Annotated in this window: 29 protein-coding genes and 2 pseudogenes; 5 read left to right on the forward strand and 26 right to left on the reverse strand. The window is 38.5% G+C overall.

From position 1 onward, the window contains the following. Positions 1 to 768: 768 nt before the first annotated feature. The 8 genes and pseudogenes from AC1TO6_RS00005 to AC1TO6_RS00040 form a co-directional block, all read right to left on the reverse strand. Entirely contained in the window at positions 769 to 966 is a 198-nt protein-coding gene (locus AC1TO6_RS00005) for a DUF3006 family protein (RefSeq protein WP_482099556.1), read from the reverse strand. Positions 967 to 1,010: 44 nt separating this feature from the next. Next, positions 1,011 to 1,154 (reverse strand): excalibur calcium-binding domain-containing protein, encoded by a 144-nt coding sequence (locus AC1TO6_RS00010; protein WP_482100095.1) that lies wholly within the window; start codon positions 1,152 to 1,154, stop codon positions 1,011 to 1,013. 94 nt (positions 1,155 to 1,248) lie between these two features. Then, entirely contained in the window at positions 1,249 to 1,578 is a 330-nt protein-coding gene (locus tag AC1TO6_RS00015) for a YolD-like family protein (RefSeq protein WP_482099557.1), read from the reverse strand. Between the two features lie 13 nt (positions 1,579 to 1,591). Continuing rightward, positions 1,592 to 2,854: a Y-family DNA polymerase gene (locus AC1TO6_RS00020; RefSeq protein ID WP_482099558.1), complete on the reverse strand. Its 1,263-nt coding sequence runs from the start codon at positions 2,852 to 2,854 to the stop codon at positions 1,592 to 1,594. Next, the gene (locus AC1TO6_RS00025; RefSeq protein ID WP_482099559.1) at positions 2,855 to 3,058 is read right to left on the reverse strand and encodes a LexA family protein; all 204 of its coding nucleotides are present in this window, start codon (positions 3,056 to 3,058) and stop codon (positions 2,855 to 2,857) included. Next, complete coding sequence (locus AC1TO6_RS00030) at positions 3,058 to 3,441, reverse strand: YhjD family protein (protein ID WP_482099560.1); 384 nt, start codon at positions 3,439 to 3,441, stop codon at positions 3,058 to 3,060. The genes AC1TO6_RS00025 and AC1TO6_RS00030 overlap by 1 nt, the downstream gene beginning before the upstream one ends. A gap of 3 nt (positions 3,442 to 3,444) precedes the next feature. Continuing rightward, positions 3,445 to 3,666: a transcriptional regulator gene (locus AC1TO6_RS00035; protein WP_482099561.1), complete on the reverse strand. Its 222-nt coding sequence runs from the start codon at positions 3,664 to 3,666 to the stop codon at positions 3,445 to 3,447. A 444-nt stretch (positions 3,667 to 4,110) separates the two neighbouring features. After that, positions 4,111 to 4,222 (reverse strand): annotated as a pseudogene (locus tag AC1TO6_RS00040) (excalibur calcium-binding domain-containing protein); the annotation flags it as partial. Positions 4,223 to 4,418: 196 nt separating this feature from the next. On the opposite strand from AC1TO6_RS00040, the gene AC1TO6_RS00045 reads away from it, so the two are divergent. Beyond that, positions 4,419 to 4,682 (forward strand): hypothetical protein, encoded by a 264-nt coding sequence (locus tag AC1TO6_RS00045; RefSeq protein ID WP_482099562.1) that lies wholly within the window; start codon positions 4,419 to 4,421, stop codon positions 4,680 to 4,682. Between the two features lie 326 nt (positions 4,683 to 5,008). Here AC1TO6_RS00045 and AC1TO6_RS00050 read toward each other — a convergent pair whose 3' ends face one another. Beyond that, positions 5,009 to 5,371, reverse strand: a complete 363-nt coding sequence (locus tag AC1TO6_RS00050) for a YolD-like family protein (protein ID WP_482099563.1) — start codon at positions 5,369 to 5,371, stop codon at positions 5,009 to 5,011. 69 nt (positions 5,372 to 5,440) lie between these two features. Here AC1TO6_RS00050 and AC1TO6_RS00055 point away from each other — a divergent pair, with 69 nt between their 5' ends. Further along, positions 5,441 to 5,737, forward strand: a complete 297-nt coding sequence (locus AC1TO6_RS00055; RefSeq protein WP_482099564.1) for a hypothetical protein — start codon at positions 5,441 to 5,443, stop codon at positions 5,735 to 5,737. Positions 5,738 to 5,794: 57 nt separating this feature from the next. Then, positions 5,795 to 5,968, forward strand: coding sequence for a hypothetical protein (locus tag AC1TO6_RS00060; protein WP_482099565.1), 174 nt, complete (start codon positions 5,795 to 5,797; stop codon positions 5,966 to 5,968). On the opposite strand, the gene AC1TO6_RS00065 is transcribed toward AC1TO6_RS00060, so the two are convergent. Further along, positions 5,942 to 6,343, reverse strand: coding sequence for a hypothetical protein (locus AC1TO6_RS00065; RefSeq protein ID WP_482099566.1), 402 nt, complete (start codon positions 6,341 to 6,343; stop codon positions 5,942 to 5,944). The genes AC1TO6_RS00060 and AC1TO6_RS00065 overlap by 27 nt on opposite strands. Positions 6,344 to 6,423: 80 nt before the next feature. Further along, complete coding sequence (locus AC1TO6_RS00070; RefSeq protein ID WP_482099567.1) at positions 6,424 to 7,284, reverse strand: glycerophosphodiester phosphodiesterase; 861 nt, start codon at positions 7,282 to 7,284, stop codon at positions 6,424 to 6,426. A 267-nt stretch (positions 7,285 to 7,551) separates the two neighbouring features. Between AC1TO6_RS00070 and AC1TO6_RS00075 the strand changes: the two genes are divergently transcribed. Then, on the forward strand, positions 7,552 to 7,887 hold the full coding sequence (locus AC1TO6_RS00075; RefSeq protein WP_482099568.1) for a L,D-transpeptidase: 336 nt from the start codon (positions 7,552 to 7,554) through the stop codon (positions 7,885 to 7,887). Between the two features lie 639 nt (positions 7,888 to 8,526). On the opposite strand, the gene AC1TO6_RS00080 is transcribed toward AC1TO6_RS00075, so the two are convergent. Continuing rightward, a complete protein-coding gene (locus tag AC1TO6_RS00080) occupies positions 8,527 to 9,903 on the reverse strand; it encodes a M28 family peptidase (RefSeq protein ID WP_482099569.1) in 1,377 nt (458 codons plus the stop codon). A gap of 463 nt (positions 9,904 to 10,366) precedes the next feature. On the opposite strand from AC1TO6_RS00080, the gene AC1TO6_RS00085 reads away from it, so the two are divergent. Continuing rightward, positions 10,367 to 10,624 (forward strand): tyrosine-type recombinase/integrase, encoded by a 258-nt coding sequence (locus tag AC1TO6_RS00085; RefSeq protein WP_482100096.1) that lies wholly within the window; start codon positions 10,367 to 10,369, stop codon positions 10,622 to 10,624. A gap of 423 nt (positions 10,625 to 11,047) precedes the next feature. Here the strand turns inward: AC1TO6_RS00085 and AC1TO6_RS00090 are convergent, their stop codons facing one another. From AC1TO6_RS00090 to AC1TO6_RS00155, 14 genes and pseudogenes are all read right to left on the reverse strand, one after another. Beyond that, positions 11,048 to 11,347 (reverse strand): helix-turn-helix domain-containing protein, encoded by a 300-nt coding sequence (locus AC1TO6_RS00090; RefSeq protein WP_482099570.1) that lies wholly within the window; start codon positions 11,345 to 11,347, stop codon positions 11,048 to 11,050. Then, positions 11,344 to 11,541, reverse strand: coding sequence for a hypothetical protein (locus tag AC1TO6_RS00095; RefSeq protein ID WP_482099571.1), 198 nt, complete (start codon positions 11,539 to 11,541; stop codon positions 11,344 to 11,346). Before AC1TO6_RS00095 ends, AC1TO6_RS00090 begins: the two co-directional genes overlap by 4 nt. 313 nt (positions 11,542 to 11,854) lie before the next feature. Continuing rightward, complete coding sequence (locus AC1TO6_RS00100; protein ID WP_482099572.1) at positions 11,855 to 12,385, reverse strand: histidine phosphatase family protein; 531 nt, start codon at positions 12,383 to 12,385, stop codon at positions 11,855 to 11,857. A 699-nt stretch (positions 12,386 to 13,084) separates the two neighbouring features. After that, positions 13,085 to 13,240: pseudogene (locus tag AC1TO6_RS00105) on the reverse strand (ATP-binding cassette domain-containing protein); the annotation flags it as partial. A gap of 170 nt (positions 13,241 to 13,410) precedes the next feature. Next, positions 13,411 to 14,517 carry an ABC transporter permease gene (locus AC1TO6_RS00110; protein WP_482099573.1) on the reverse strand — a complete coding sequence of 369 codons (1,107 nt, stop codon included), beginning with the start codon at positions 14,515 to 14,517 and terminating at the stop codon, positions 13,411 to 13,413. After that, entirely contained in the window at positions 14,514 to 15,788 is a 1,275-nt protein-coding gene (locus AC1TO6_RS00115) for an ABC transporter permease (protein WP_482099574.1), read from the reverse strand. The genes AC1TO6_RS00110 and AC1TO6_RS00115 overlap by 4 nt, the downstream gene beginning before the upstream one ends. Next, positions 15,785 to 16,717, reverse strand: a complete 933-nt coding sequence (locus AC1TO6_RS00120; protein ID WP_482099575.1) for an ABC transporter ATP-binding protein — start codon at positions 16,715 to 16,717, stop codon at positions 15,785 to 15,787. Before AC1TO6_RS00120 ends, AC1TO6_RS00115 begins: the two co-directional genes overlap by 4 nt. Positions 16,718 to 16,865: 148 nt before the next feature. Next, entirely contained in the window at positions 16,866 to 17,501 is a 636-nt protein-coding gene (locus AC1TO6_RS00125; protein ID WP_482099576.1) for a response regulator, read from the reverse strand. Next, the gene (locus tag AC1TO6_RS00130) at positions 17,498 to 18,595 is read right to left on the reverse strand and encodes a sensor histidine kinase (RefSeq protein WP_482099577.1); all 1,098 of its coding nucleotides are present in this window, start codon (positions 18,593 to 18,595) and stop codon (positions 17,498 to 17,500) included. Before AC1TO6_RS00130 ends, AC1TO6_RS00125 begins: the two co-directional genes overlap by 4 nt. A gap of 310 nt (positions 18,596 to 18,905) precedes the next feature. Further along, on the reverse strand, positions 18,906 to 19,061 hold the full coding sequence (locus AC1TO6_RS00135; RefSeq protein WP_482099578.1) for a hypothetical protein: 156 nt from the start codon (positions 19,059 to 19,061) through the stop codon (positions 18,906 to 18,908). Between the two features lie 99 nt (positions 19,062 to 19,160). Further along, positions 19,161 to 19,352, reverse strand: coding sequence for a hypothetical protein (locus AC1TO6_RS00140; protein ID WP_482099579.1), 192 nt, complete (start codon positions 19,350 to 19,352; stop codon positions 19,161 to 19,163). 191 nt (positions 19,353 to 19,543) lie between these two features. Then, entirely contained in the window at positions 19,544 to 20,074 is a 531-nt protein-coding gene (locus AC1TO6_RS00145; RefSeq protein ID WP_482099580.1) for an SMI1/KNR4 family protein, read from the reverse strand. A 94-nt stretch (positions 20,075 to 20,168) separates the two neighbouring features. Continuing rightward, positions 20,169 to 20,489: a hypothetical protein gene (locus tag AC1TO6_RS00150; RefSeq protein ID WP_482099581.1), complete on the reverse strand. Its 321-nt coding sequence runs from the start codon at positions 20,487 to 20,489 to the stop codon at positions 20,169 to 20,171. 165 nt (positions 20,490 to 20,654) lie between these two features. After that, positions 20,655 to 22,097, reverse strand: coding sequence for a VWA domain-containing protein (locus AC1TO6_RS00155; RefSeq protein WP_482099582.1), 1,443 nt, complete (start codon positions 22,095 to 22,097; stop codon positions 20,655 to 20,657). Between the last annotated feature and the right edge of the window lie 24 nt (positions 22,098 to 22,121).

Below are 22,121 nucleotides of genomic sequence, written 5' to 3' on the forward strand. Positions count from 1 at the left end.
GCCAGCGTTCGTCCTGAGCCAGGATCAAACTCTCCATAATAGAAGAAAATGAATAGCTCATTTCTTGCTGACTCGAATCCGAAGATTCTTGTGTGCGTTTCTATTCAACCAACCGAAGCTAGCTTAGTTTAGAAACGTTTTGCTTAAGTGCGTTAGCACTCTCGCTATATTTCATTGATGTTTTGCTGTTCAGTTTTCAAGGTTCATGTCGGAAGAATCAACTTGCATCCTTCACCTTTAGTGGTTGTCGTTTTTTTGGCGACAACTTTTATATCATAACATTTCGTTTGGTTCGTGTCAACAACTAATTCCACTTTCTTTTTGCGTTGTTTTCATTATGTCGCAAAAGCAACTTTATAAATATACCATTCCATCTCATGAAATGCAAGTCTTGTTTAAAATAGTTTTCATTTCTATTTCAACGGCACCGGGGTGCACTATCTCAATTCTTTTTCATCATTAGAAATTAAACATCTTTCTATTCCAATACCTTTTCAATAGCAAGATGACGATTCCTAAAGTCCAATGATCCATCTACACTCCATTGGACGTAATCTTCATCAAGCGCACGCTTCGCCATCAACCCAATTTATGTTTTCGTCTTATTGTTTTCGACATACAACAAAAATCTTATCGAGCATACTTCAATCGAATCGGAGTCCGCCCTAGTTGAAGTATGCTAATGAATAAGTTGTACAGAGCATTGATACCACTTTGCTATACAAAAAAACGACCATCCGCTCAATTTGAGTAGTAGTCGTTTTTTATTTACTTTTTATTCTTCAACTTCTCGAGCAAGCTGCTAACTTTATCATGCACGTCTTCAGTTTCTTCATCTAATACTACTATTTCATAAACCGAATCCTCTTTGCTGATTAATACGATGTCACCTTCCGTAACTTCGGCCGGGACTTCATTCTTCGGAATGAGTAATTGATTTTCTTCGTTAGGATATTCCAGGAACACTTACCGACCATCTTCGATTCGATCAAGAGTGTATTTTACTTTTGTCATTCGCAAGCCCACCCATCCTTGTCACGATCCATTTTCGACTGGTATGCAGCATGACCTTGTGGGACGCCGCTAGGATGTACTGTCTTTAGGTCTGTACTTCTTCTATAACAATCATTTCTGCGCAGATGGGCTGTCCCAATAGAACGTCAAATAGTCAGGAAGACCTTTAATAGTATTTCGAAAATGTCGCCAAATAAAAACGACCTTTCCCTAATCGAATTGGTCGTTGTTTTTTCATTCCATACATTGTGCGCTGACTATATCTGAAAATGGAATCCTCTCGGGTCCAAAGGGGTTATCGAGCACAATACAGCTAGACTGCACATCAATTACTTCTACTATGGCTCCACGCGTCATAATCTTGCCGTCTTTCCAAGTCTTAATCAACGTTTGGCATTTGCGTTTATACGCTACTTCGATTTCTTCCTGGATAGATTGTAAATCCCAATCATTGAGTTCCGGACATTCAACGAAATGCTCCTTATCCATCCAATTTCTTAATTCCACAATATGCTCCGGCAACATCAATGCCGTCCATTTAATACTTCCGCGATCTCGAATCATGATATACCTCCCATTACTTATGTCCGCCAACCAATTTAGAGCGTCCGATTGCTGTCCCGTCATCCGTTAGAGACACAGCCCTCAATATAGCTGTGGATCCATACTTATTTCGGATATCATCCATAACCATGCCTAATTTACGATTCCGAACCTTATGCTCATCAAAAAAACTTAGCTGCATTGATGTTTCGTCTTCTAAATTAGTTAACGCGATTGTGATTTTCCTTACTGGACGGCCATCATGAAATTTATCGAATAGAGCCATGCAAGTTCGGTAAACTTTCATCGTATCGTTTGTAGCTTCTTCTATTGAAAGAGAACGACTAAATCCGCCACCGAATGAATGCTTACTGTACCCAATTCCAAGATGAACGGTCCTCCCCTCTCTTCTTGCTTCTCTTGCTCGACGGGAAACATCCTCACACATCTCTAAAATAACTACAAGGATGGATTCACGGGTTACGTAATCCCTGTACAGAGTCTGCCCTTTGCCGTAGCTCATCGCTTGACCTTCCAAAAGTGGAGCGCCTAACTCTGACAAATCAATTCCCCATGCGTGATGATAATATTGGTTTCCCATAACACCAAACTTCTTTTCAAGGCTTTGTAAATTGGCATGAGCCAGGTCACCAATCGAAAAGATTCCCATATTATTTAAAGTCTTTTCCGTTTGCCTGCCAATCCCCCACATTTCACTTAATGGTGATATTGGCCACAATTTTGTTTGCACGTCTTCGAAAGTCCATTTCGCGAAACCTGTTTTTTTAGCTTCTAAATCCAGCGCCAATTTCGCCATCAACATGTTCGGGCCCATGCCAGCTGTGGAGGGTAAGTTAAGCGTTTCCAGTATTTCTGCCTGTATATCCTTAACTGTTTCCACCGGGTCACCCCAGAGCTTCTCGGTTCCCGATAGGTCAATAAACGATTCATCGACCGAGTAGACATGTATAGCTTCTGCAGGAACGTAATTGTGGAGGATATGTGTGATTGCCATCGACATTTTGAGGAAATACGACATTTTTGGTTCAAACAAACGGATTTCGGGATGGCTTGGGATTTCAAATAATCGATTACCTGTCTTTATACGAAATTTTTTTTTCATAGCGGGACTGGCCGCAAGTACGACTGAACCTTTTTGTTGTAGGTTTCCGACGACCGCGATTGGCACAGTACGAACATCTAAATTGTGCAACGTAGCCATGCAGCTCGCATAGAAGCTCATCATATCGATACAGGCGATTTGTTTATTTGGTTGCCCCTTATATATCGAATGCATTTAACTAACAACTGTCAAAGTGCGTGGTGATGAATTAACAAAGTTTATAAACCCGTTTTCCCTCATCCTATCTAAATGACCGTGAACTGTGGATGGTGATTTGAGTCCGACTGCTGTAGCAATCTCCCTGATTGTTGGTGGATATAGGTTTTCTGCTGTGTAGCTTTTAATGTATTCTAAAATATTTCTTTGACGTTCGCTCATTAAATAACAGCTCCTTTGGTATGGTGTTCTCCGGACTTCGTAAAATAGATGCTTATCAATTCCTCGGTTCTGTTTCGTAACCGTATGTTTAAATATTTCCGTCGCTCTTCGTGACCATCGTGCATAAATAGGTACTCTGTAAACGTTCCATCATTCAGCCTTTTAATTACTTTCATTTTATTACGCTTCAAATATATATTCGTTTCTTTCATTTCATGCCTTGCAACCTTTAGTGCACCTTCAATAATATCGACATAAGGTTTTTTCAATTTGAATGAACCAATTTCGATTCCTCCACGATCCTTCTCCAATACAGTAATTATTATCGGTAAGTAAATCATGTTTTCGAAATAAGGTATTGCCCCAGATGGTATGAATCGCACGACCTAAATCACCAGGCTTTCTTTATATACGATGGGAACAAGCGCTAGCACGTTATCAATCGTAAAAGTTCTTCTGGACCCGCGAAGATGACAATAGGCTCGGAATGATACCTCACCCACCTGTAGCACCTTGATTCTACGTTTGCTTATTTCACCGTCTTTTGATATGTACATCATATCTAAGACATAATTCCGATCCATCGACTTAATCAATTCAACGCGCACATCTGTTCCCCCCCTCTTTTAATCAGTATACGGAATGTATGTTCGTATTGCAACCAAATAAAAAAGCACCTCCTGAGAGATGCTTAAAGAATTTTACTTAGTACTTCGAATTTTACGTGGTATAACTATAGTTGCGTTTTTATCTTCGGGGTATGTTTTTGATTCAAGACTGCACAACAAACAAGGACGCTTTTTTTTGCTCTCCTTCCCAGCTGTTGTTTTTTATGCTTTTTTTCAAATAGGAGAAGTAAACATTAAAACAGATGATGGATACGATTCAAAAAAGAGTGTTATTTGAATGACTTCGCTATTATATCCGATTGGCTAATTAATGCAATATCGTCTTTGGAAATTTCTCCAGTGACTTCATTCGCCGGGATACAGGATACGAAAAATCATATTGACCTTCTTCAACACGATCAAGTGTGTATTTTGCTTTTCCCATTATCGTTCACACGCCCATCCGTCTTTGTCTCGGTCCATTTTCGATTGATATGCCGGGTGATTTTTGAACACCGCTTGTATATACCGTACGTAAGTCTGTACAGTTTTTAAAGTTAGTCCGTGTCGATGGTTTTGGTTTAGCCACTGGTTTAAACACATCTTAATCCTGGGTATAATTGAATAGAGCGAATTCATTTTATTATTGTTTTCATCGCTAAATGAATATAAAATATACTTTTGTAGCCCTATGATTTGCGGACGAGATAGGAACTTATATAATGAATAAAAAGTTTTATTGGAGGTTTATTATGAATTACAAAATCATTAACAAACAAGTATTTGAACAGGCACAGCTACGTTCGGTTTCAGACGTACCGTTCACTCAAGAAGAACTTCAAATCGGTATGAAGATAGCTGTCTCTAAGGAGGATAATACCCTTGCACTGTATTTAGTGGATGTAAACGGTCAGAAGAAATTCGATGTCCGTTGGGATGATTCATCCGAGCATTTCAAAGGCTGGCAAACCGCTTGGGAAAATTTCTCTTGGTGCCTAAATATAGTTAGTAATTAACATATTATTTTTTTGTTAATTCGGATTGTTACCGACAAATTATTTGATTTTGGAGTATCAAAGTCTTAATTGCGCTAGTATTGACATAGTATCGGAAAAGAAGGACGGATTTAGAATTGACAATTGGCGCCTCCTCGATATATTTTCTTATACAGAAAATGTATCGAGACCTTTCATTTCCAATCCTGATTCAACATATCTTCAAAAAACGCCTCAAACCCTTACACTAAAGGATTTGGAGCGTTTTTTATATGTATTCCTGGATCCATGTTATCGCCCAGTCAAATAAGAAGACCTTCTCACATATTGATCGGCCGTTTTCCTTGTCATTCCTCACACTGTACACCGACGATATCCGAAAACGGCAGCCTTTCAATCCCGAATGGTGTATCCAAAATCAGAACACGCGACTGCATATTGATTTCTGTAATCCTCCCACCGTAGTGCCATATCTCACCATTCCCCCAAGTTCCAACATGCGTTTCGCACCTCCGTTTGTAAGCGATATCAATACTTTCCTGAATGTTTTCAAGATCAAAATCATCTAGCTGCGAACGCTCAACGTAGTGATCTTCATCCATCCATTTCTTCAAGGCCTCTAAGAAGAAAAACGTCATCCACTCCCCACTCGTAGAAAGAAAAGCGTTATTAACGGAGATTATAGAAATGATTGATTCATCATTTATCACTATTGTTCCCTACGTTCATGCGGAAGGTGAGGCACTTTTTGATGTAATGAAAGAGAACAATATGGTGGGGTGGTCGCCAAGCGATTAGGTACACCTTACGTGCCAGGTACTCGCTCGGACAATTGGCGAAAGATTATCAATCGGAGTTATCATGATGTGGTTGTTTCGAAAATCACGTTTGGACCACTTACCGTCCAACTTCAAAGTATTGATGGTGAATACTTGGGGAGCGTTACGATTGGATTCACTAAAGAGATAAAGGATAAGTTGTTTTCAAGTACTCCCCCTTCTGTCGCCAAAGTTAAAGCGCGAGGTTGGACGAGCGGGAAGAAATTGAGGTTACCGCAGATAATAGAGATTATTTAAAATCTGTCGTAACTATTTATATGATGACAGAATAGCAATAAAGGAGTGTTTATCTGCATGTTTTCAAGTGTCGAGGACGAAATCATGGGGTTGAGCAACGAAGAACCTGTAACTATCGAAGAACCCCACAACAGTGAATTGAAAATGTTAATGGAGCTTTTGAAATCTGGATCTATAGATGAACAACGTATCCTTGCACAAGCACTATTGGAAATGACGAGTAATGCATAAATTCAGATGAATAACTTTACAAACATAGCTTAGATAGAAACGCGACCCGTCCACTAATTTATGGATTGGTCGCGTTTTACATTGAATTCTCGCTTTAACACTTTTCTTTATTTCACCAAAAAGCCTGTTCTCATGCTCTATCATTCGTCCTCCTAAGCACCGCTCCGTACATTGCACGAGTACTTCCTCCATCATAGAATGGTTGATTAGTTGACGGCCATTAATTAAACCAGTTCGGCTGCTGGCACTTTCCACTATTTTTTCGAAAAGGCGCACAACTTCAAACTCTCTAATTGTTAATTCAGCAATTCTTCTGTCACGTTCTTCGATGGATCCGCTAGTTATGGTTGTTTGGAAATAAGGTTGTGTTTTCATTGGTTTCACCCTTTCATGGTTAAATAAAACAGGTAGAGAATTCTCTCAAGAATTCTCTACCTAGCTTTCCTAATATTAAATTATTTATTTTTTACAGGATGATAGTAGATATGCTCCGTATAATCTGTAATGATTCCATCTACATTTAAATCGAATAGATGTAAAGCTTGTTCTTGTGATCTTGAAGTGTATGGATAAATTTCCATCCCAGTTTCATGAACATCACTAACTAGTTCATCCGTCACAATGTTCATATTTGGATTGAAATAATCAGCATAAGTAGCGAATTGAGATAATTGTTCTTTCGTTACATTTGCCCAACTCGCTCCAGCTAGAACGCCATGAGGGAGATTTGGTAAAAGTTCTTTAGATTTTTTCATGGATTCATGGTTGAAGGACTGCATAATAATTTTCTTATTATTTGGCATATTCATATTTCTTTCAATCAGAGCATCAGCAATTTTCTCTTCCACTCCAGGATAAAGTTCTGGTGCCTTCAACTCTATTAAAATACCAACTTTTCCACGAAACGCATCTAATACTTCCTCAAAAGTAGGAACATTCTCACCAGCATAGGCTTCACTAAACCAGCTACCAGCATCCAACTGTCTAATTTCCTCAAACGTTAAATCGCCCACTTTGCCAGTTCCATTTGTTGTACGATCTACGGTGGTGTCATGAATAACGACAAGCTCCCCATCTTTTGTCATTTGAACATCAATTTCAATATAGTCCGCCTTCATTTCAAATCCTTTTTGAAAGGCTCCCATAGTATTCTCAGGTGCATGTCCAGAAGCTCCACGATGTGCTACGTTTACCATCTTTTGCTGTCCCTGTTTCGAAATTACCTTTCCTACTTCTCCGTGTCCAGCAGCTAGTGCAGGTCCAGTAAAGGATGTCATCGCAATACTTACTGCTAAAATAGTAATCATTCGTTTCATTTAACCACTCCTTATTTATTATTAACTCAATTATAAGCAGTGAATATATAGTAGGTATTAATAAATCATTAAGAAGTGTAAAGGAAATACACGTACTTTTCCCTAACACTCATTTGGGTAAGAAATTTCTCATTCTCAGCTTATAATGGTCGAGCTTTTCGTTAAGCAGTTTTGCTTTCTTTCCACATTAACTGTTCTATTAATTTCTGTTAATTCACAAATTCCTAGGCTAATTCATACATTAGTCAAAGAACGGAGTTGATTTTCATGGTGATATGGATTGACGTGTCTACTTCACAACATAAATTAAAACTTTTTGATGGAAACAGACTTATAAAAGCTTATCCAATTGGAGTTGGAAAAATATTGTCACCGACACCTTCTGGGACTTACACGATCATCAATAAACAACGTAATCCCGGAGGTCCATTTGGAGTGCTTTGGATGGGATTATCAAAGCCTCATTACGGTATACACGGCACAAGTAGCCCAGCTTCAATCGGTAAGAATGTCTCACGTGGATGTATTAGAATGTTTAATCATGATGTTCTAGAATTGTCATCTAGAGTTCCAATAGGTACAAGGGTTGTCATTCATAAATGACTCTGTTAACCTCGTATCCTTTACTGCATAGTTTGTGTATACTGCCAAATACCCCCACGTTTATCAATCGCCAGGTTCGGCAATACTGCTGCTACGCCATTAAGGTGACTGTTTTTAAGGCAGCTGAACTGCAATCAGCGGTCTTATTGTTCACAAAACTTCATTACGTACTCAACCTCCCGTTCAACATCCTCAACAATAGGAGGGATGTTACAAGGACGACAAAAACCAGCTCAATTAATTCGGCTGGGCTTATGGGCTTCGACTTCAGGGTAGATATACAGCTTATGTCTACAGATTTTAGTTTTGAAAAATACTTTGTGAATTCCCCTTCCGTTTATAAGTCAATAAAAATAACACGTACCATTCATTGGCTGAATGGTACGTGTTTTGTAATGTTTCAAAAGTATTTTTTGTTGTAAAACTTATTTTATAAATTGAGTTACCTGTTAGATGAATCTTAGGAATTGTTATCCTTTTCAATAACTAGATACCTAGTTTCGACAGTCTCCCAAGAAAATTTAATTTCCTAATCCTGTTTGGTGTATTAATCCCAATCCAACTTTAATCAAATGTACTTCTACAAATTCAAATAGAAAAAAAGCGTGGAAACTTTCTCCCGCTTTTTTTCTATATTTCTTATTGTAGTCCACCAAGCTCTCTTTCATAGTTAACTGGTTTTGGTGAAATTTTCGCTCTTTCTAAAGCGGGTGTGTCGGGACGTGCAACTTGGTATACTGCTGCACCAACGATTTCTGCTGTTTCTTGTAGTTTCTCTTTGCTAATTTTATCAATTGAATCATTTGGTGTATGGTACCAAGGTTCAGTAGGGCTATGAATAAATAAAGCAGCTGGAATGCCCGCATAATAAAACGGCACGTGGTCGCTTCGGCTTTCTTTTCCGTAACTCAATGGATTTCCTGTTCTCACTCCGGAAGCTGCCGAGAGGTCAGTGACGACATTTTTCTCTCCATCTACAGTGAACATTACCAGTTCACCAGCATCCCTACTTCCGACCATATCCATTTGGAACATACCGACAATCCGGTCGCGCTCATCTTGGGATAGAGTTTCGACATAAGCATAGGATCCAAGAAGTCCTAATTCTTCCGCACCGAACGTCACGAAGCGAATTTCAGTATCAGTAGGTATGTTGGCCATTACACGAGCCAACTCAATGGAAGTAGCTACTCCGGAAGCATCATCATTGGCACCTGGAGATCCCGGAACAGAGTCATGATGGGCACCAACAACTATAATCTGGTTAGTAGCTTTCTTCTTATTAGTAGGTTCTTTGACAGCAACAAGATTATGGGATGTTTTTTGTAGAACGCCGCCACCCGTGACTTTGACAGTTGCGGAAATAGTTTGTCCTACAGCTAATGATGCTAACCTATCTCCTTCGGTTTCTGTAAGAGAAACAGTAGGAACAAATGCAGCATTTGGTGCACCAAGAGTTCCAGCTAATGCGCCAGAAGTATTATTATAAATGATCACTGCTGATGCTCCTGCTTTAGCAGCGTTTAGCACCTTATCGGCAAAGGAAATATCTCCTCTTTTGATCAAAGCGATTTTGCCTGCTAAGTCGACACCTGCCAAATCAGTATCTTTTGCAAGACCTGCATAAACTACTTCACCTGACACTTCCCCATTTGGTGTATAGGTAAAGCTATTTGATGAGAGAGTATCACCCGCTACTGTAACGGAAACATTTGGCGTTTGGTAACTTTCAAAAGTAAAAGGCTGAATCTCGGTATCGTATCCAAATGAAGAGAATTTGGATTTGATATACTGAGCAGCATTCCATTCGGCTTCTGTACCCGCAACACGCGGTTCGCTTGAAAGATGGGCAATGTCGTTATAAATGTTATCCACATTGATTCTCTTGACAATTTTATTATCAAAAGCTTGCTGTGCCTGAGGGGGTGGAGCAGGCGTTTCCTTTGCATACGCCGCTGGGAGCCCTACTGTTAAACTTGTGGCAATTAATAATGCGATAAACGGTTTTCTTCTCATACTTAATCGAGCCTCCTAAAATATAGTTGATTACACATTAAGTATAAGTTATTGGACTATTTAGTAAAGTCTACTTGGGACTAGTTTCCAGAATAGTACTTTTGGTAGTTTGAGGTAATGCAAAAAAGATTTCTGCACCAAAGGATGCGTGATTCCCATCTTTTTACGTAAAAATTTCTATGCGTGAAGTAATTAAATAAAACACGTATGACTTTCCGTCCAAATTCCCAAGAAATCATTAGGATATCTAATTGCATTAACTTAAAAGCACTACTTTACTCCTGTCAAAGTCTAATTAAAATTTAACAACTGTTAAAAATTATTCCTTCTGATATTAAATTTAAAAACAACCTCCCAAAGTATGCTTTAAATAGATGATGGACGAGCCGATGTACCAATTCCATCCGGTTCCTAGGTTAACTCACAAATACCTTGCTTTATTATTGATTAACTTTTTAAATTCATCACAAATGAATACACTAATAAGTTATTACGCAGGATGCTTAAAAGTCTTGACATCGAATTGATTTCGGTTCATGGATTACGCCTTACACACGCAAGTATCTTACTTTACAAAAAGGTATCCATATATTATGTTTCCGAAAGGTTAGGACACAAAGATATTGACACCACATTGAAGTATTATGCACACATTATTAAAGATTTACGTGTACGTGATGAGAAGAGTACAATTGCTACTTTCGAGAATATGAACGAGTAAATCTGTATAATTTGAGTATAATAGTTTCACTTCATATCGTTTTCTAACGAATTCTCCAAAATAAAAAAACCGCTAGAAACGCTGTTAATCCAACGTTTCTAGCGGTTTTTTAATTTCTTAACTTCTTCTAAATTGTCTTAATTATGTCCCAGGAGGACGTGTAAATGTGTCGATTAACCCTGTCGTTATCACGTTTCTTAAAACCATGTGTTGTATTTGTGTTGCGTTTGATTAGAAACCGATATCTCCAACAAATTATTATGAATGACAAAAATTCAATTATCCCCTTCCGTTAATTATCATTCTGCTTTAACCTTTCATTCAGCCTTTCAATTCTCTCATTTGATAAATCAAAAATGTCACGCATTTTTTTCTCCGACTCTTTCCTTCACTTTCTGGATAGCATGAAGCATCTCCTCCAACTTACTTCCGTTTATAGGAAATGATATCTCCACCACTCTTTCGAACCTCTATGTAATACTTCTCCATATATTTACCAACCTCTTTTTTATGAAACAGCCACTTACTCCCTAAGCGTATCTTCGGAAATTCTTCATCGTATAAAAGGTGGGTTACAATCGTATTCCATGACATATTTAAATATGTAGCTAGTTGCTTCGAATTCATGAAAAACACTTCCGATTCAAGTTCTTGTAGATGCTCATCTATTTTCTGGAGGTAAAGCTCTTTCAGCTTTTCTTGATCAACTACTATGTTAATCACTTTTCTTCACCTACCCATTCATTCAACCATTCTATTTCCTCTTGCTGTAAATTCTGTTCTTCCTTCGTTTGTCTATCTACTACATTGTACCAATTTGCTTCTTCCCATTCTAAGTGGGCTTCCCACTCACGCATTACTTTAACTGCCTTTTCTGTTTCTAATTGCTGTCTAGTTTTGAATTTTATTATTTCCACCAAAATCACCACCTCTTCCGACTTGACTTGTTCCATCTATAGTAAGGGTTTCAATCGAAAGAATCAAAAAAGTCCAAACTATTCTAGTCTGGACAATCTTGATATCACATCTAATTTTCGTTTCTTTTATTTCTATTCCTTCTTTCAGTAACCACCCGTTACTTTAAGTACAATCCTTCAATGAATCACAATTTCAGTCTAGTTTAATTGTGACACCTAGTACAGATGCTCGAATCATGTCTATATCATTTTACTCGGCCAAATCTGATGCTATTCCTGTTATAAAGATATCAGGGGGTTTTTTGACATTTATTCAGCCCCAGATTCTCCTTACATAATAGGTATCCTTTTTTTCTTTCACTTCGTAGACATCCGGGTGCGACAATCCTGTCCATTCTTTGAGCCCCTGCATGCCGTCAATTTGCATCAATAAAAGCCCCATCGTATTTCGATGAGTAGCCAGCACGGTGCCGTCAGTTGCTGCTTCAAGCACTTCCATTCCCCTTTTTGCTACTTCACGGCTTGATTCTCCGCCTGCCATTTTCAAGTCCATGTCCCGGACGGATTCTTCGACGCGTTCCAGCCAGTCTTTTAGGTTTTTTGAAATCAGCTTGTGCTCAGCAAGCCGATCGTCAATTTCCACCTGCAGGTCTAGGCTGTCAGCTGTTGGCTGGATGGATTGAATCGCCCTCGTGAAAGGGCTGGAAATGATGTGCTTAATATTCCGCTTTTCAAAAAAGCGCATCAGTTCTTTCGCTTGTTCTTTTCCCTCTTCAGTCAATTCTGCCTGCAGCTCTTGTCCTGCAGCTTGGCAATGCCTGACCAGATATACTGTTTTGTCCATTTTTTTCGCTCCTATGTTCCTATACTCACAACGTTATTACTTTTTTCGTTTTCACTATAAGTTCGAAAAATTTTCTTCAGGCTCAGACCACTCTGCAAATAGTATACCTACCTTTTCTAGCTCATCATAGCCATTATTTTGATATGCCTACGCCGTTAAGGATCCCTTTGATAATCTCTCCTTCGTCAATTAAATCTATACCTTTCCCCTCTGTATCTGACTCTTTTAAGAATCCTTCCGCATAACCATCAAGCTAAGTTAAAATCATAATCCAAACAAAAAACGCTATGCTTATCGTAAGCAGTTTGGACTGATCCCTGTTTTTGAGACAAGGATCAAATTACCTTTTAAACAGCCAGCTTCCGGTATCCTGGTTGAGTAGGGCAGTGATTTTACGGTAGCCATATATCGAACCTATCTATTATCCCCGTCTGTAACAAAAACAACATCTGCTTGTTTAAAACGACTTTCGCGGAAACCGAATCCTACTGTTGTATCCGACTTGACTTGTTCCTTCAATAATAAAGGTTTCAACCGGAAGAATCAAAAAAGCCCAAACTATTTTAGTCTGGACAATCTTGATATCACATCTAATTTTCGTTTCTTTTATTTCTATTCTTTCTTTCAGTGATGTTGGCAATAGGTAAGCATTTGATGTTATCTCCAGCTTTCCCCTGCTCCACACGGAACGTGCCAGTTTCCAAGCATCATTAACATGGTTGTGCTTTTTCCAGCTCCATTTGGTCCAAGAATGGCGACAATCTCACCACGTTTAATTGAAAATGAAACATCGTCAACTGCCTTTTTTTCTTTAAAAACCTTTGTCAATCCATTGATTTCAACTACGTTATCCATTCTCTCACCCCCGCTATTTCTATCTATTATTCTATATATCGATAAAAGTGAAATTCCGTCAATTTTGTCATGATTATCAGGTGACAAATGTCATGTGTTTTTATTTTCTCAAAAAAACACACGAATCCAGGGTAACTCCCCATAAGATTCGTGTGTTTCGTCGTTTCTATTTATATCTTTCGCCTTTCCATTACATTAATGCCGATTCCCATCATTACAACCGCCATTAGTAACAAAATACTCATCGGCTGTAGCAGTTCCAAATAGCTGCTTCCATAAATCGTCGCTCCTTTTAACGCTTCCATGCCATACAGGATGGGTGAGAAATTTGAAAGGAACAACATGACATCCGAAGTAACGATTTCGATTGGCCAATAAGCGCCTCCAAGCATCGACAAGCTGACGGAAAGTATTGAAATGAACGAATTGAATTGACGAAGCGATTTTGATAGCCCGGCAATTAGGATGCAAAGCGCAACGATCGAGAGTACGTATGGAATAAGCACAATGAGCGTTTTACTAAAGCCGCCGTAAAAATCGACACCTGCCCCGTAGTGAAAGGCCATGAAAATGAGTAAGACTTGTACATAGCCCATGATAAAGCTATAGAGTAAATTCCCTGCATACATTTCCCATTTTTTAACCGAGGATAAAATCATTCGGTCCCATATTCGATCTTGCTTTTCTTCTAATATAGAGATGACATTGAATGCAATCGTATAGATGACGAAGAACAATGAAAAACCGAAAATGCCATGAAGTTGATTTTCCATTATTTTTGACTCATTATTTCGAAAGTTTTCTTTCTCCACGCTAAACATCGGCTCAGCAAATGATTGCTCCCATATTTCCTCAGCATCCACTCTTTCTTGTTCCGATGCAAGGGAATTCAAAAGTTCATCCTTTTGTTGGTTATTAGAATAAATTTTTCGAACAAATTGCTCAAGGATTGCTATGTTCGAGGAATTGGAGGAAACCAAGACTGAGAAATCTTTTTCTCTAATGTGCAGGCCTGCTTCTGTATTCCCATCCTGCACAGCAGTTCTCATCTCTTGTTCGTCCACACTTTCAAACGTAAAAACATCGGATTCATTCAATTTATTTAACACCAATATAGATTTTCCATCCGGAATTTCACTAAATACAGGAACAACCATTTTACTACTGCTCCCTTGCCCAATAAAAAAAGCAAACAGGATACAAACTGCTGTTAAGATGATAAATGGCCATGGTTTTCGAATAGTTAAGCGGAATTTTGTTAATAAGATTCCAATCAAACTGCTCCCGCCTTTCTTGGAAAAGTAAGGTAAGCAACAGCAAATAGTGCAACAGTTAGAATAAGTAACACCGAAAGATGATCCGTAACTTCAGCTACCCCAGCTCCTTGTTGCACATCCATAAACGCGGACAACGCAGCCCCATTTGGAGTTAATTCACCGATTTTCACCATCCAATCAGACATACTCCCTACAGGAGTAAAACTGCCTCCTAAAAAAGCTATGACTGGAACAAAAGCACTCATAAATAACTTTGTAGAAGAGTCATTCCCTAAACGATTATTCAACGCCATCAATAGGACGGCAAATCCCGCTACTGCTGAACACAAAGCAAGCGTTACACATAAAAGCGCAACTAGATCAGGCCAATACACACCGTAAAAAACGGCCGCTCCTGTGTATAATATCGCTAGCTGCAAAAGTGCAATGATGAATGTCGAGTAAAAGACGCTCGTCACATATGTTAAGCGAGGTACATTTGCTAATAAAATACGATCAAATACGTGTCGCTTTTTCTCTAAGAACGTTTGTGAACTGACAGTGGCAGCGATAAATAATACGAACATCACACTCATCCCGATTGTGTAATAACTGAAAGCACCAATCGGCTCTTTTTTTGTCAGTGTCTCAACAGTTCCACTCACATTTGCCGAAAGCATTGTTCCTTCCTCCATTTGAAAACCTTCTCTTCCTAAACCTGCATATAAGGAAAACTGTTCTTGAAAAGATTTCACGACATCCTCTACAATTCCTGCTGAAAGCTCCTTGCTTTCATTCGAGTAAACAGTAAGCGCTGGCACCTCTGTTTCTTCAATAAAAAGGGACTTCAACATTTTGCTCGTAAACTGTTCAGGCACCTCGATGATTGCTGAATATTGTTCAGCTTCCTTCGCCACCTGCAACTGTGAAACAGGAAGTTCTGTTAACGTGATGACTGATTGAAGCTGTGAATCTCCAAAGATTTCACTTTGTAATATTGTAATGGGCAGTAATGCCTCTGCTTGCTTTTCAATTTGCAATTTAGCCTCTTCTGGCAATTGCAATTTAGATAGCTCACTCATGAAAATGCTGAATTCCTCTTCTTCACTGGTATGCATGATGAGCGCGGCTTCTCCTGTAATCGGAGAAACTTCTCCATCAAGAAATGCACCGAGTGCAAACCCTAAAATAGTAATCAATATCAATGGCATCGCTACCAATACGAGTAGTTCCTGACGGTTACGTAAAACCAATAGAAATTCTTTTTTGATAAAAGACAACAAGACTCTCAATTTCTCAGCGCCCTCCCTGTTAAATGAAGAAATACATCTTCAAGTGATGGCGTTTGAATTTCAATACTTTGGATGACAGCCTCTGATGCTTCAGCAATTTTCAATAACTCGGAAACGAATTGTACATCTTTTGGTATAACAATTGTGACCCGATTTTCATGCCCATCAAGCCGGGAAATGACAGCTTCCTTCTGTAGGGCATGCAAAAACACTTCATTTCTCCGTTGAAGCTTCACTAAAATTGTATTTTCAGCAGATAATATATTTTTGATTTCATCTTTTGTACCTGAAGCAATCACGTTCCCTCTGTCCATAATATAAATGCGGTCACATAAGAATTCTACTTCCTCCATATAGTGGCTCGTATATAAAATCGTCATCTGCTTTTCCTGATTTAGCCGCTTCACGGTTTCCAATATATATTTCCTTGACTGCGGATCAATCCCGACTGTGGGTTCATCCATGATTAATATCTCTGGTTCATGAAGTAAGGCAGCCCCAATATTCAAACGCCGCTTCATCCCTCCTGAAAAATGTTTTACTAATTTTTTCCCTTGATCACTTAAGCCTATTTGTTCTAGTACTTCTTTGACTCTTCCCTTTAACTCACTACTCTTTATTTTCTGGATGCGTCCAAAAAACTCAAGATTCTCCTTTGCTGTTAAATCATCATAAAGTGCAATCTCTTGTGGAACGACACCCAACTTTGCACGAAGAACATGTGGCTTCTTTAGTACGTCGACCTGATTGTAACGGACCTCACCTTGAGTAGGTGAAATCAAGGAAGAAATCATCGCGATCGCTGTCGATTTCCCTGCGCCATTAGGACCTAAAAGTCCAACAATTTCTCCACGCTCCAAATGCAGGTTTATGCCTTGAACTGCCTTATGCTGTTTAAAATGCTTCGTTAACGCCACCGCTTCTAACATCTGACCCTCACCTTTCCTCTTATCTCTTATCTTTATAGTAAGCCATGAACCTCTCAATTCACACTGCCGCCAGTCACGAGAGTGAGGTGACTTCCGTCACTTAAAAGCAAAATTTTGAAATAAAAAAAACTGCCTCCGAAGAGACAATTTAAACAAGATCATTTCTAACCGCATAAATAGCGAGCTGTGTCCGGTCTCGAAGCTCTAACTGCTGTAAAATTTGAGTTAGATGATTTTTAACTGTCCCAATTGATAGATACAGCTGCCCCGCAATTTCCTTATTCGTCTTTCCTTCCCCAACAAGTCTCACAATCTCAAATTCCCGTACAGTTAGTGGAACATGCACCGGTTCCTTGCCTCTCTTCTTTAACAATCGCGGTACCATTTTCGCGGCAACTTCCTCATGTAAAACAAGTCCCCCTTGCAAGCAACTATGCACCGCTTGAATAAGCTTGTCTGGTTCAGATGTTTTTAACATAAAGCCATTCACACCGTCTTTTAGTGTTTCCATCGCAGCTTCATCATCATTAAAAGTGGTAAGAACTAATATTTTCACCTCAGGCCATCGTTGTTTGATTATTTTAGTTGCCTGTATACCATTCATTTCCGGCATTCGTATATCGAGTAATATTAAATCAATATTATGCATTTCCATCATACCGATTGCTTCAATTCCATTGCCCGCTTCCGCCACAACCGAAAATTGTTCATCCTGCTCTACAATCATACGTAAGCCTTTCCTAACAATCACTTGGTCTTCTACAATCATTATTTTCACCTTCATGGCAAATTCCCTTTCACAGGCATCGAACCTTCAATAGTAAACTCTTTTTCTGTTTGATAAATTCGCAGATACCCATCTATTTCTTCAACCCGTTCCCGCATCGCAGTCAAACCGAAACCAATCTCAAATGATACGGGATTTGCTATTTGATTCGTAACCGTCCACTCCACATTACCAATGGCTGAACGACCGAGTGTCACTGCCACCTCTCGCGCAGAACCATGTTTCATCGTATTCGTCAACGCTTCCTGAATAGAACGGTAAAGAACAATACTTTGCTGATTCGTTAACTTCGTTTGGAGCACACCCTGTTTCGTCGTGAACCTGACGAGCAGGTGATTTTCTGACTCTAATTTTCTAATCAACTGCAAAACCGAAGCAATTCCTGCCACTTCTTCATGTTTCAATGTTTTCACTGCTAGCCTTGTTTCTTCAAGACTTTGTTGAGCCAATTTTTTTAAATCATCATATTCAGCTGACTTTTTCTTAATCGAAAGCATTTCAAGCTGCATGAGTAGCGCAGTTAGCTTATGCCCGACAGAATCATGAATGTCTCGGGCAATACGCGTCCGTTCTTCTAATCTTACTACCCGTTCATTTTCAACATTCAATCTCTTCAACTGGCGATATTCTCCGAGTACTTGCTCATACAAATCCCTCTGTTCTCTTCTTTCTTCAACATTTCGATTAAGTAGAACCGCTAGGAATAGAAGAAATCCAGCAAATATGAATAACGACCATGGCCATTCTTTTTTTACCATGCACGATAAAATAAGCATTATTAAACTGAAAGCTATGTATAAACGATAAATATAAACAGGCAATTGAAAAATTGCTTCTATTGTCACATAAAGCAAAAGAATCCATATCCATACCAAATGACTCTCTAAGAATGTCACCGTGAAAATTACAATTTGTAGGCATATGTACAACACTATAGACTTTTTCACGACCGTGAGAAAGAAATAACAAGCGAAGGCAGCTGCACATGTGACTAGTAGAAATGAAAAAGAGCTAGACTCCCCATCATAGTCAAATAATAAACCCATCCAAAGCAATCCAAACACCATTAAACGTACGGACCATCGTTTCATGAGACGACCCTTATTAAGGCTAATTTATATGTCAGCGACAAGGAAACTTGAAAAATAAGTCCTTTGCTTTCTTTTCCTAATAAGGTGCATAATCTAAGTTTATTACACTCATTAGTCAAAATATGAACCTCCAATATTTGTCGTTTATACCTATTGTAGGTTAGTTCATAAAACAGTGCAATTGGTCTAAAATATCCATTACTGTCCTGAATAGGTAAAGCGATATAAGGATTGAAGGCTTCTCCATACAGTTAGTGTGAGATTAGAAGAACCATTACCCTTTACGGTTTCGACTGGGAAAGGGACTCCTTCAGGTGAAAACGCCTCTATAAGTCCTTTCTCCATACAAAAAAACATTTTCACCATTTAGCAAATTACATTTATAAACTGTTGAGCTATGAGAATCTTCAACTTCGTTAATTGATTGTACCTTAATTCCAAATTTTGAAGTGATATGATTTAACATCAAATTCCCCTCCTTGTTCAAACGATTCTGCCCGAATAGTTAAACAGGTGCACCTTTTCCCTTCCTGAAGTAATGTACCAAGTTCGCGAAACCAAGATTCTAATTGTTATTTTGTTTGGATATTTTGTCTGCTCTTCCTACACTAATAAATGATAAAATTAAGGCAAAGACAACGAATACAATCCAGTAACTATTGTTATTTATTGCCAGGACAACTGCAGCAACTGCAAATAAAAAGGACGTTATAAAGCCAAGTATGGTTTTTAAATCTTTTAATACAGCCCAATTCATTTTTCACCTCCATTAAATTCATTTTATAACTTTAGATATAAATAATTCCTTATTAAACTCTACTGCCAGTTAGTAAAAATGCGCCTCTACTTGTCTTTGAAACGCACCTGTTAGTTTAAGTACTTTGCAAAGTATAAATAAAGGTAGTAGCATTATTTCATATATGGATTATTTCCTTTTCTAATCAATGATTAACTCACTTGTTCCTCGTTCAAACAAATCTCTATGAATTCAAAGAGAGTCTTTGCTTCAACCGATCGATTTCCCCAATCATGCCAATAATATATAACTTGTCCTACCACGCCTGATTCAGATGGATCTGTATCAATGCAAAGGTAATCACCTCCACCGTTTTCTGCAATTGGAATCCACTTAGAATGCCAGAGTACCGGCTTAATTTCTTCTCCGATATCAAGTTCTAATTCATCATCTGGATCAAATTCCTCCTGAAGAAATTTCCAATTTTCTATAATTTCAAAAGTAGGAGAAATAGTTAAGTTCCTTAAAAATGAATTCCCCCCATTTTGCCAAACTTGTCCGTTATACATCCTATAAAAGTTCTTCATTTCTTCAGGAAGTGAAACGCCCAATGTAATTTCAATAAGTTGAAACTCTTCATCACTTGCACCTGGCTGAAGATTTAATGATTCTTTAAAGTTTTCCTCTATATTCGAACCTCTTTCAATAATACGTCGCCATAGCCATTCTGCTTGATTTATCACCTTTTTACTCTCCTCTCACTTCCTAAATATTTGCCAAACTGGTCGCTCAACTTTTGTACTTTATAAAATATTAGATAATCTTTGTCGATTTATCTTACCAACTATACTTTTCAATTTTACTTCGTAAATGTCTCGTCTTTTTTAAGTATCCTGACCTAATCAATTTGTGCAAATCTCCCGTAGGTTTACTTTTGATAATGATTGATATATCTTCTTTCTCAAAAGGCCGACTGCCGTTCGAATAACCCATTTCATTTACTTTAGCTGCGACCTTTTCAACACTACCTATGTATGCGTACTCCTTGATGATTTGATCTTCTAGTGTCTCTGGCTGAAAGGATTCGACCAAATCAACAAACTCTTTTAATTTCACAATTTCATCTTTTGCTTGATCTACGGTTTTCAAGTTCTTCATCATCTCTCCCCCTTATTCGGATTATTCTATATTCGACACTAAAAACCCTCTTATTAATGATGCCAAAGGTTCTTCACGATGAAAGTTAATAATATTAGATTCCCTTGATTAATAAAAAATTAAAAGCACTACCCTAAGGCAGTGCGAAAATGTTCAGTTTATTCTTTAGATTTCAAACGCAGTAAAACTTCCCTTATCATCGAAATCCTTAACTTGGACAACTTTATCGGAAAACTGTGTCACCGTATTTGTACTACTACCTATTACAAGGGAAAGTACATTGAAGGCTTTCTCTTTTTTCTTCTTACTAAATGCTTCTAAAAATGAATCCTTTAATCTGTCTTCACCGTCCGTAACAAACACGACATCGGCTTTTTTAAAACGACTTTCGTTTATGACATCCATCGCTTTATCAAGAGGCAGTGCAAAGTTCGTACCTCCGCCTAAGAAGGTTTGAGCAAAACTAACCATATCTGAGCCTTTAATTTTCCCTTTCTCATATTTAATGATCTTTGTCCGAGTAGAGAACAAGATTAAACAAAAATCCCTTTTCTGTTTTCTTGCAATCGACATAAGAGCTAACGTAAACCCTTTTGATTGAGTATCAAGTTTGTGCATACTGCCTGATTGATCCAAACAAAGTACGATTGGACCTTTCCCCAATACCTCATGCCCTTTTTGTTCATACATCATCGTCTGGCCTTCTACAAACCGACGTAGGAAGTCGATCTTCGTTAAGGGATGTGTGTATAAGCCCAATTCCATCGGCAACAGCCGCTCAATATAGTTGCCTAAAGTAACCCCACTTCTTTCCATTGAATCACTATGCTTGGATTTCTGCTTTCTACGGGCAATCTGTTTAAATCGTCCAGCCCAATCTGCAATTTCTTTCATCTGTTTATGAGATGCAATTTTTTCAGCTAATGAAATTTGATCTCGTAAAGGAACTTTTTTCAGTTCTGCGTCACCACTACCAGCACTCGTGCCTCCAAGTAATGATTTCAAGCTATCCTTCGTCTGTTTCGTTTCCTGCATTGCTTGTTCCATAGCTTTGGAGAAGCTATGGCTGTTATTTGCCAATGTCTGTTGAAGTTGTCCATCTAAGTCTGACATTGCTTCTTTTAATTCCTCTTGTAGCTTCTCACTACCATTTCCAGCCCCATTTTGTTGTTCCTGCTTTTGAAGTTGTCTTTGCATCGCCTGGATTTCTTGCATCTGTTTTTGTAGGTCTTCATCCTGCTCTTTTTGGTCAGCCAGCCATTGATTCGTCTTCTCCCCGAATTTCACTGTGCCGATGGCTGACGATAAATCATCCAAACGAGTGAAGCTTCTATAATTGCCGAAGGAATCATCTGACATAATTTTTTCCATCAGTGATTTGTTAACTTGAAGATCCGCGGCAACGTCCTCTTTCGTCATTTCGGGTTTCATCTTAAATAAGGATGCCCAAATATCAGCTAGTAATGGCTCGAACGTCGGCAACTCCCCCTTATCATTTATCTTCTGAAGTCCTTGTGACATCTCATAAATCTCTTTAAAACGCCTTTTATCGAATGCGTCTGCATTTAATACAGAACGATTTTCATTTTGAATTGTATTTCTTCTCATGAAGAACACTTCCTTTCATTATTT

The organism is Sporosarcina sp. Y352, from assembly GCF_056786535.1.

Excerpts from the sequence above, each read along its gene's own strand:
- AC1TO6_RS00015 (WP_482099557.1), bottom strand. The coding sequence starts at position 1,578 with ATGATTCGAGATCGCGGAAGTATTAAATGGACGGCATTGATGTTGCCG.
- AC1TO6_RS00020 (WP_482099558.1), bottom strand. The coding sequence starts at position 2,854 with ATGCATTCGATATATAAGGGGCAACCAAATAAACAAATCGCCTGTATC.
- AC1TO6_RS00025 (WP_482099559.1), bottom strand. The coding sequence starts at position 3,058 with ATGAGCGAACGTCAAAGAAATATTTTAGAATACATTAAAAGCTACACA.
- AC1TO6_RS00045 (WP_482099562.1), top strand. The coding sequence starts at position 4,419 with ATGAATTACAAAATCATTAACAAACAAGTATTTGAACAGGCACAGCTA.
- AC1TO6_RS00060 (WP_482099565.1), top strand. The coding sequence starts at position 5,795 with ATGTTTTCAAGTGTCGAGGACGAAATCATGGGGTTGAGCAACGAAGAA.
- AC1TO6_RS00065 (WP_482099566.1), bottom strand. The coding sequence starts at position 6,343 with ATGAAAACACAACCTTATTTCCAAACAACCATAACTAGCGGATCCATC.
- AC1TO6_RS00070 (WP_482099567.1), bottom strand. The coding sequence starts at position 7,284 with ATGAAACGAATGATTACTATTTTAGCAGTAAGTATTGCGATGACATCC.
- AC1TO6_RS00075 (WP_482099568.1), top strand. The coding sequence starts at position 7,552 with ATGGTGATATGGATTGACGTGTCTACTTCACAACATAAATTAAAACTT.
- AC1TO6_RS00080 (WP_482099569.1), bottom strand. The coding sequence starts at position 9,903 with ATGAGAAGAAAACCGTTTATCGCATTATTAATTGCCACAAGTTTAACA.
- AC1TO6_RS00100 (WP_482099572.1), bottom strand. The coding sequence starts at position 12,385 with ATGGACAAAACAGTATATCTGGTCAGGCATTGCCAAGCTGCAGGACAA.
- AC1TO6_RS00120 (WP_482099575.1), bottom strand. The coding sequence starts at position 16,717 with ATGTTAGAAGCGGTGGCGTTAACGAAGCATTTTAAACAGCATAAGGCA.
- AC1TO6_RS00125 (WP_482099576.1), bottom strand. The coding sequence starts at position 17,501 with ATGAAGGTGAAAATAATGATTGTAGAAGACCAAGTGATTGTTAGGAAA.
- AC1TO6_RS00130 (WP_482099577.1), bottom strand. The coding sequence starts at position 18,595 with ATGAAACGATGGTCCGTACGTTTAATGGTGTTTGGATTGCTTTGGATG.
- AC1TO6_RS00135 (WP_482099578.1), bottom strand. The coding sequence starts at position 19,061 with ATGTTAAATCATATCACTTCAAAATTTGGAATTAAGGTACAATCAATT.
- AC1TO6_RS00140 (WP_482099579.1), bottom strand. The coding sequence starts at position 19,352 with ATGAATTGGGCTGTATTAAAAGATTTAAAAACCATACTTGGCTTTATA.
- AC1TO6_RS00150 (WP_482099581.1), bottom strand. The coding sequence starts at position 20,489 with ATGAAGAACTTGAAAACCGTAGATCAAGCAAAAGATGAAATTGTGAAA.
- AC1TO6_RS00155 (WP_482099582.1), bottom strand. The coding sequence starts at position 22,097 with ATGAGAAGAAATACAATTCAAAATGAAAATCGTTCTGTATTAAATGCA.